A 6,694-nucleotide genomic window follows, 5' to 3' on the forward strand; every position below is an offset into this window, starting at 1 on the left:
CTACCAGCAGACCCATAGACATCAATACAGTCTGCATAATATTCTGCACACAATTCTTTCGTTAAATAATATGAAGGCGTTGTAGGATCATATGCAAGAGCAAGACTACTAGTTATTATTGTACTAATTAGAACTATTTTTTTTAAGAACATAAGAAAATTCCAACTTTATTGTTAATTTGATATTTAAATATGATTCTTTAAAATTTAACTATTATTAAAATTACTCAAATCGAATAAATTTTTGAATAAATTCGCTTCATTTAACATAATGGCGATTATACGAAATTTAGCGATTAGAAACCATTTATTACATCAAAAGTAATGAAAATGTAAAGATAATGACTTATATTGTCTTTACATTATTGGTTTTTAGAGGAATTAACCATGTCCGCAGTCAATTTTAATATGCGTTTAGAAGAAGACTTGAGGGATAATGCAAATCATATTTTTGAAGAATATGGTTTAACAATGCCACAAGCATTTAAACTTTTTTTAAATCAGGTGGTGAAAACAAGAACTGTTCCATTAGCTTTTGACTATGCGAAAGAACCAACTCTGACCCCAACAGCAGTAGCAAAGTTGCTTCAATCTCTTAAAGAGATTGAAAATGGGGAGTACACCGAGTACGAAACAGTAGAAGAAGCAATCAAAGCCATGTCGGATGAAGCTCATGGCTAAACGAAAGATCATCGTAACCAACTCATTTAAACGAAATATTAAAAGACGTTACTTAGATTTAGTTACGGCTGAATGGGCTGAGGTACTGGACTGTTTAGTTGCTAATAGTCCATTGCCTGAAAAATACCTAGATCACCCATTAAAAGGTGGTGCTGAGTTTAAGAATTGTCGAGATTGTCACGTTAAACCTGATTTAGTCTTGATTTACAGGCTCGTAGGGGATGACATTTTAGAGTTACACCAGTTAGATAGCCATTCAGAGATTTTTGGCTAATTTTAGCTCGATGCTTTGAAATATGGCTTTAGCCATGTTTCAAAGCATCGAGCTACTTTACGCTAGTTGCACGATAAGAAAGTTTGAAAAGAAGCTAAGCATTGCATAGCCTTCAAAGAGTTCAATATGAGAATAAAAAATTTAGCTCAAATTTTTATAATTATTACATTGCTTACTGGTTGTATAGCGAAGTCCCAACCCGTATCTAACTCCATAGAGTCAGTAAAACCTATCATTTTTATTAAACATGCTAATTCTGGTTCAAGAGTAACCATTACTGGTGGGAAATTGCATGTAGATCCTTATGGTTGTATTCGGCTTGGTAGTGATACCGGTTCATTTATTATTTGGGCTAATAATCATGAGTTAGAATATACAAAGGACGGTAGGATTAGCATCACCAATAAATTTAATAATCATAAAGTTTTTATAGGTAATGAAATTATCCTTAGTGGAGGGCCGTCATCAGTAATACCAAAATCTGTTACTCGCTTTATTCCTGAAGTTTGTTCTACCTACGGCTATTGGATTGCTTCTCCCCTTTAAAAGTTATGTAAATGAGCCAGTCCCCATTTCCATCATAATTTCAACATAAAAACTCATATACAAATTTAGGTATTATTAGCTGATAAACCCTTTTTTTGATCTTTTTATATAAATCTTTCACGATATAGTAGAATACTATTAGATGACTAAATAAGATAAGCAAGCCTACCTGTATATACAAAATTCTTCGAATTTTGATATACAGGGACTTGTTAGGGGAAACCCCTAAGACCCCAAGCCCATCAAGATGGGCAAGTCAACAAAGTTGACTTAAAAGCAAAACCAAAAGCCTGTTAGTGGGATGTGTATATGCGAAATAAAACTAAAATTTTCAGACTCACAGAGTTACAGCTAGAACAACTTGAGCAGCACCTCGAAAAAGAGAACACGAATTTTACAGACTTCATTCTCTCTTTAATTCAAAGGGAAATCATGCAAGATGCTGTAACCGTAAGACGACCAGAAGAATATGAAAGGAAGCCTAGACTCAAAGTTAAAACAGTGATTGAAGTGGTTAAACGCTATCAAAAAACAGATCCTGCTTTACTGCTTGAGCTATCCAAAATCGGGAACAACTTAAACCAAATTGCACGAGCATTGAACATCATCAAAAATGCTGATCCGCAAGAGCAACGCAAGTTAGATATTTTCAGCATTTTTTCAGTTTTAAAAGGCATTCAAACCGAGTTAGAACAAGTATTTCCTGCACTTCCGAAAATCAGCAGACAAAGCCCTGAAAGGCTTAAAAAGCAATTGTCTTCGATACAGCTTGCTGAGGAGGATGAAAGTGCATATTAAATTTTTAAATCACGGCAAAGGATCGGCCGCACACGCTTCAGCGTATGTTTTAGATAAGTTCGATCATCTTGGCAATGTTCGGGCAGGTGTTGATGTTTTGCGTGGTGATGCGACTACATTTAACGCCATCTGTGACTCAAGTCCACATTTGTGGAAGTACACCAGTGGCGTGATCGCATGGTCAAAAGAAGACAGTCCGACAGATGAACAAATAAAAGAAGTCTTAGACGAGTTTGAAAAGCATGCTTTTTCGGGACTAGATCCCTCACAGTACCACCTTTTTGCCGTGCTTCACACAGACGATGACGGCTCGAAGCATATCCACGTTCTAGCACCACGCCTAGATATTCAAAGCGGTAAATCACTCAATATTGCCCCACCCGGCCATGAAAAGCATTTTGATTCTTTACGTGATTACTTCAACACAAAGTACCAGTGGTCACGCCCCGATGATCTGCTTTTGATGAAAACGACACAAGAGCCAAACTATGTCGCAAAACTCAACGCTCAAGCTAAAAATATTTTTACAGGTCAAGATCTTGAGGCGCTTACAAAAAAGCAGTTTGGCAAGCTCGTTGATAACTACGTACAAACATTTTTAAGGACTCTGACAGTAAAAAACAGAGCAGATATTGTCCAGTGTATTGAGCAACTGGAAGGAATCGCATCGGTCAAACAAAGTAAAGAATACTTAACTGCCACTTTGAAAAGTGGCAAAAGACATCGACTTAGAGGCGACTTTTATCATGAACAATTCGAAATTAACGCTTATTCAGAGCATCTCAGAGCAGCAGCAGAAAGCCGACCAACTACAGCAGAGCTTGCAACAGCTCTCCGAAACGCTGAAAACGTTCGAGATGACTATCGAGCAAAGCGAGAGACCTATCACCAACAGCACTATACTTTTAAACGAAGTACAGCAGACAACATCGGCCATAAAATCGCATCTCAGAGCGATTTTGACCGAAATAGGGAATCTATCACCCAAAGCCATAAAATCGCTAACAGCGAGCTATACGGAGCAAATAGACGCACTGCAAACGCAGTTAGCGAATATAGACCTATCGGAAATATCAAAAGTGAAATCGAGCATAGATTCGTTTTCAACCTCAATTCACGCTCTACAGGCTCAAGTCAACAAGCAGTTGCAGAGCCTCAGAATCGACGAAAAGCTCCTGCAGAACAGCATTCAACACCAAGTACAGCAAGCGATAGAGGGGCAGAGAGAGACAATAGAGAGTCAGTTGCAGAGCCTTTTGACGGAAAAATTGGGCAACCAGAGAGCAACACACATCCTATGGGGGATGATAGCTTTTGGACTGCTGATTCTTTTAATAATTTTATATCTAGGCTATCAAGCCAATACAAATTTAAAAACAATCAAAGCACAAGAGCAAATGATTCAACAGAATTCACAAGTGATTACAAACCAGATCAACTACTTGAAACAAATACGGAACTAGATCATGCAGACCGAAATCGACCAATTTTTGACAGAGCAAAACAGCTTATTGATGCAACAAAACAACTTGTTAGCCGAGCAAAACAAGGTTTTGAGTCAACAAATCGATTCATTAAAGACCATTTTGAGCGACTACAGCGAAGTCGAGCTGAGTCTAAAGAGCAAAATCAGCAATCTGAATACAGAGAAAGAAGCACAGCAAGCCTTAATTTTGACACTGAAAGCAGAGCTTTCAAAGCTAGAGCAGGGCAACTTTTCGGAGCAGTTACAGCAAGCATTTCAAGAAAACTTGAAGACCCAATTACAAACGCAATTAGCGAGAGCATTAAATCAACTGGATTTAAACAGCATTGTCAGCGACTTGGTGAAGATAGAATTAAGACCCATTCAAATGACAATTGGCACACAGCAGGCGGACATCGAGAAAGCACTCTCGAAAATCTTGCAATTGAAAGTACCCAACAACTTTTACGAAGATTTGGAGACGCAAAGCAAGCAGATCAATACGCTTGGGGAAACTGTAGAAAGATTAATAGCGTTAATCAACAACTTGAACGACTAGAAACCACAGTAGCGGAAATTCGACTCAAGCCAAAACCGGCTACGAATTTCAGTTACTTGCGAAGTGACGGTTATTACCCCGATTACGTTGGTTATCACAAAGAACTATGCGACAAGCAACAGGAGGCCTATAACAATAAAAACCCACTACAATTGATTGATTACATACAGAAAAAATCTAAAAATTTAGAAACGTACATTAGCCGTGCACGTTCAAATATCCACGAATGGGAATACGATAAATTTGAGAAAATGATCAAAAATGACAATCAAATGCTGAAATATCTGAAATGTGAGAAGATTTTAGAGCCTCAAAACGACCATTTGAAACAGCAAAGAGAATCATATCAAGCGTGTTTAAAGAGTTTTGAGACTATTAAAAGTGATATTTACGAAATTAAAAATCCATTGCCTAGACAGAATACTTCTCAACAAACTTATGAACCTGAGCATAAACCAAAACCTAAAAATGATTTTGAATTAGATTTTTAATCTAATTCAGCAAAACAGTAATCAGAGGGGGAATGAGCGATTTATCTTTATGTCACTCACACTCCGTTCGCTTTGTTTTTTTCTTTTTGAACCTCACAGGTTTAAACCAAGCGAGTGTCTACGAGCGATTGAGCATCATAAAAATTTCAGCAACGCCTTTTCCCTGATTACAAACTCCCTTTTAATCTAAAACGGTAAGTACAGAGCATCCCGAATGGGTGCGAACTTTGGGGCTTTTGATCTTAAAAAAGCATGAGCATAGCGAATGCATTATCAATCTTTTTGCTCTTGGTTTTGCTTTTGAAACGACACGAGCGAAGCGAGTGCCATAGCTTTTGATTTTGCCTTTAATTCTCTTTTATTCTTTTAAAAAGCTTTTAAATACTTTTAGACACCCTTCCAGACCACATATAGCAAGGCTTTCAGACTTTAAAAAACTACAAATGGCATGAACTAAACTACAAATGGCATGATTTTGGCACATTAGAAACTACAAATGGCATGATTAGAAACTACAAATGGCATGAACTAAACTACACTATATTTAATGTAGTTTTATGTTAAAAACTACAAAAATCGTGTGCAAAAATAAATCAATATGATATAAAAAACTACTTCTTGCGGAATGTAGTTTCATGGATTATAAAAAAACATACCCTGTATCTTGGGTTGTTATGCAGAATACGATTCAAGAGTGCTTTAAAAGCATGAGTATTGATGAAAAACGCTTATTAATTCTTGCTAGTCCTATAGCTCGGATAATTGATGCAACTGAAAAAGATGCAATCACCATAACATCAGAGAGCTTTGCAAAAGAATGCGGTATAAAAACCAACTCAGCGTATTCGCAAATGGAAGAAGCGAGTAAAAACCTGTTAAGACGTTATTTTTCCTATGGTGATAATAAGAAAAAAACCTACTGTAACTGGGTCATTAGAGCAATATATGAGAATGGTTCAATATCCATATGCTTCCCAGAGGAAGTTCTTTTGATGCTCAAAGAGTTCGACAAATTAAATCCATACACTAAGTACAAGAAAGACATCGTACTCAGTCTGAAAAAAGACTACTCGTTCGACCTATATCATTTAGCAAAAAAATATCAAGCTATGGGACAATTTGAAATGTCCTTAGAGCATATAAAAACTGAGTTAGGTTTGCCAAAGTCCTACGACAAGCTATGTAATTTAAAAGACCGTGTAATTAAGCCTTCATTAGATGAAATTACAGCTAATACAGACATTGAACTCACTTATGAAAACGTTAAACAAGGACGGTCTGTGGTTGGTTTCAAGTTTATTGTGAAAGAGAAGCCTAAGCCAAAACTCATAGCACCCGAGAGAGAGACAAAGACAGTAGAGCTATTTTGTAATATGTCAGATCCCCAAATTAATAAATACAGCACTATTCTATCTAAACTTTCTGAACTTTCTGATCTAAGTAATTTTCCTGACTATCCTACTTTTGCGATTTGGATTAGTGGGATTTTACGAGATCCAAAAAGTGTAAGGGAAGAAACGGCTAAACGAATTTTGAAGGCTCTACATCAAAAAACGGATTTCAAACCATAAAATCAGATTATCCATATGAGCTAACAAATCCCGTGAAACATTGCTTAAATACTAAGCGTGGAACGTGAACAATCATTAAAAAAGCCCAATCGGAGAGGGTTGGGCTTTTTGCTATACGATAAAACTATGATTTATATGAAATAAAAAGAAGCATTTCGTATAACGCGTATTATGTTAATTTTAGGAAAACTTACAGAATGTATAATTTAAAGATTATGGTTTGGGTGATCCTTATCTTAGTAATCTTATGGGGAATACAATGGATGTTTCATGGCTTTCCAACAGGAAATTAAAGCTATACATTGATGAT

Annotated in this window: 6 protein-coding genes; all 6 read left to right on the top strand. The window is 36.6% G+C overall.

Annotation, left to right across the window (positions count from 1 at the left end):
• The first annotated feature begins 386 nt into the window (after nucleotides 1-386).
• The 6 genes from MST17_RS17000 (at nucleotide 387) to MST17_RS17025 (ending at nucleotide 6,384) form a co-directional block, all read left to right on the top strand.
• Nucleotides 387-680 carry a type II toxin-antitoxin system RelB/DinJ family antitoxin gene (locus MST17_RS17000; RefSeq protein WP_159124548.1) on the top strand — a complete coding sequence of 98 codons (294 nt, stop codon included), beginning with the start codon at nucleotides 387-389 and terminating at the stop codon, nucleotides 678-680.
• Nucleotides 673-954: a type II toxin-antitoxin system YafQ family toxin gene (locus MST17_RS17005; RefSeq protein WP_159124547.1), complete on the top strand. Its 282-nt coding sequence runs from the start codon at nucleotides 673-675 to the stop codon at nucleotides 952-954. Before MST17_RS17000 ends, MST17_RS17005 begins: the two co-directional genes overlap by 8 nt.
• Before the next feature lie 126 nt (nucleotides 955-1,080).
• Nucleotides 1,081-1,500 (top strand): hypothetical protein, encoded by a 420-nt coding sequence (locus MST17_RS17010; RefSeq protein WP_159124550.1) that lies wholly within the window; start codon nucleotides 1,081-1,083, stop codon nucleotides 1,498-1,500.
• Nucleotides 1,501-1,809: 309 nt separating this feature from the next.
• A complete protein-coding gene (gene mobC / locus MST17_RS17015) occupies nucleotides 1,810-2,298 on the top strand; it encodes a plasmid mobilization relaxosome protein MobC (RefSeq protein ID WP_159124546.1) in 489 nt (162 codons plus the stop codon).
• The gene (locus tag MST17_RS17020) at nucleotides 2,282-4,813 is read left to right on the top strand and encodes a relaxase/mobilization nuclease domain-containing protein (RefSeq protein ID WP_218948141.1); all 2,532 of its coding nucleotides are present in this window, start codon (nucleotides 2,282-2,284) and stop codon (nucleotides 4,811-4,813) included. Before mobC ends, MST17_RS17020 begins: the two co-directional genes overlap by 17 nt.
• A 635-nt stretch (nucleotides 4,814-5,448) precedes the next feature.
• Entirely contained in the window at nucleotides 5,449-6,384 is a 936-nt protein-coding gene (locus MST17_RS17025; protein ID WP_159124544.1) for a replication initiation protein, read from the top strand.
• The last annotated feature ends 310 nt before the right edge of the window (nucleotides 6,385-6,694 follow it).

The sequence above is a fragment of the Acinetobacter sp. YH16056_T genome, assembly GCF_024605895.1.
Lineage (GTDB): Bacteria > Pseudomonadota > Gammaproteobacteria > Pseudomonadales > Moraxellaceae > Acinetobacter > Acinetobacter amyesii.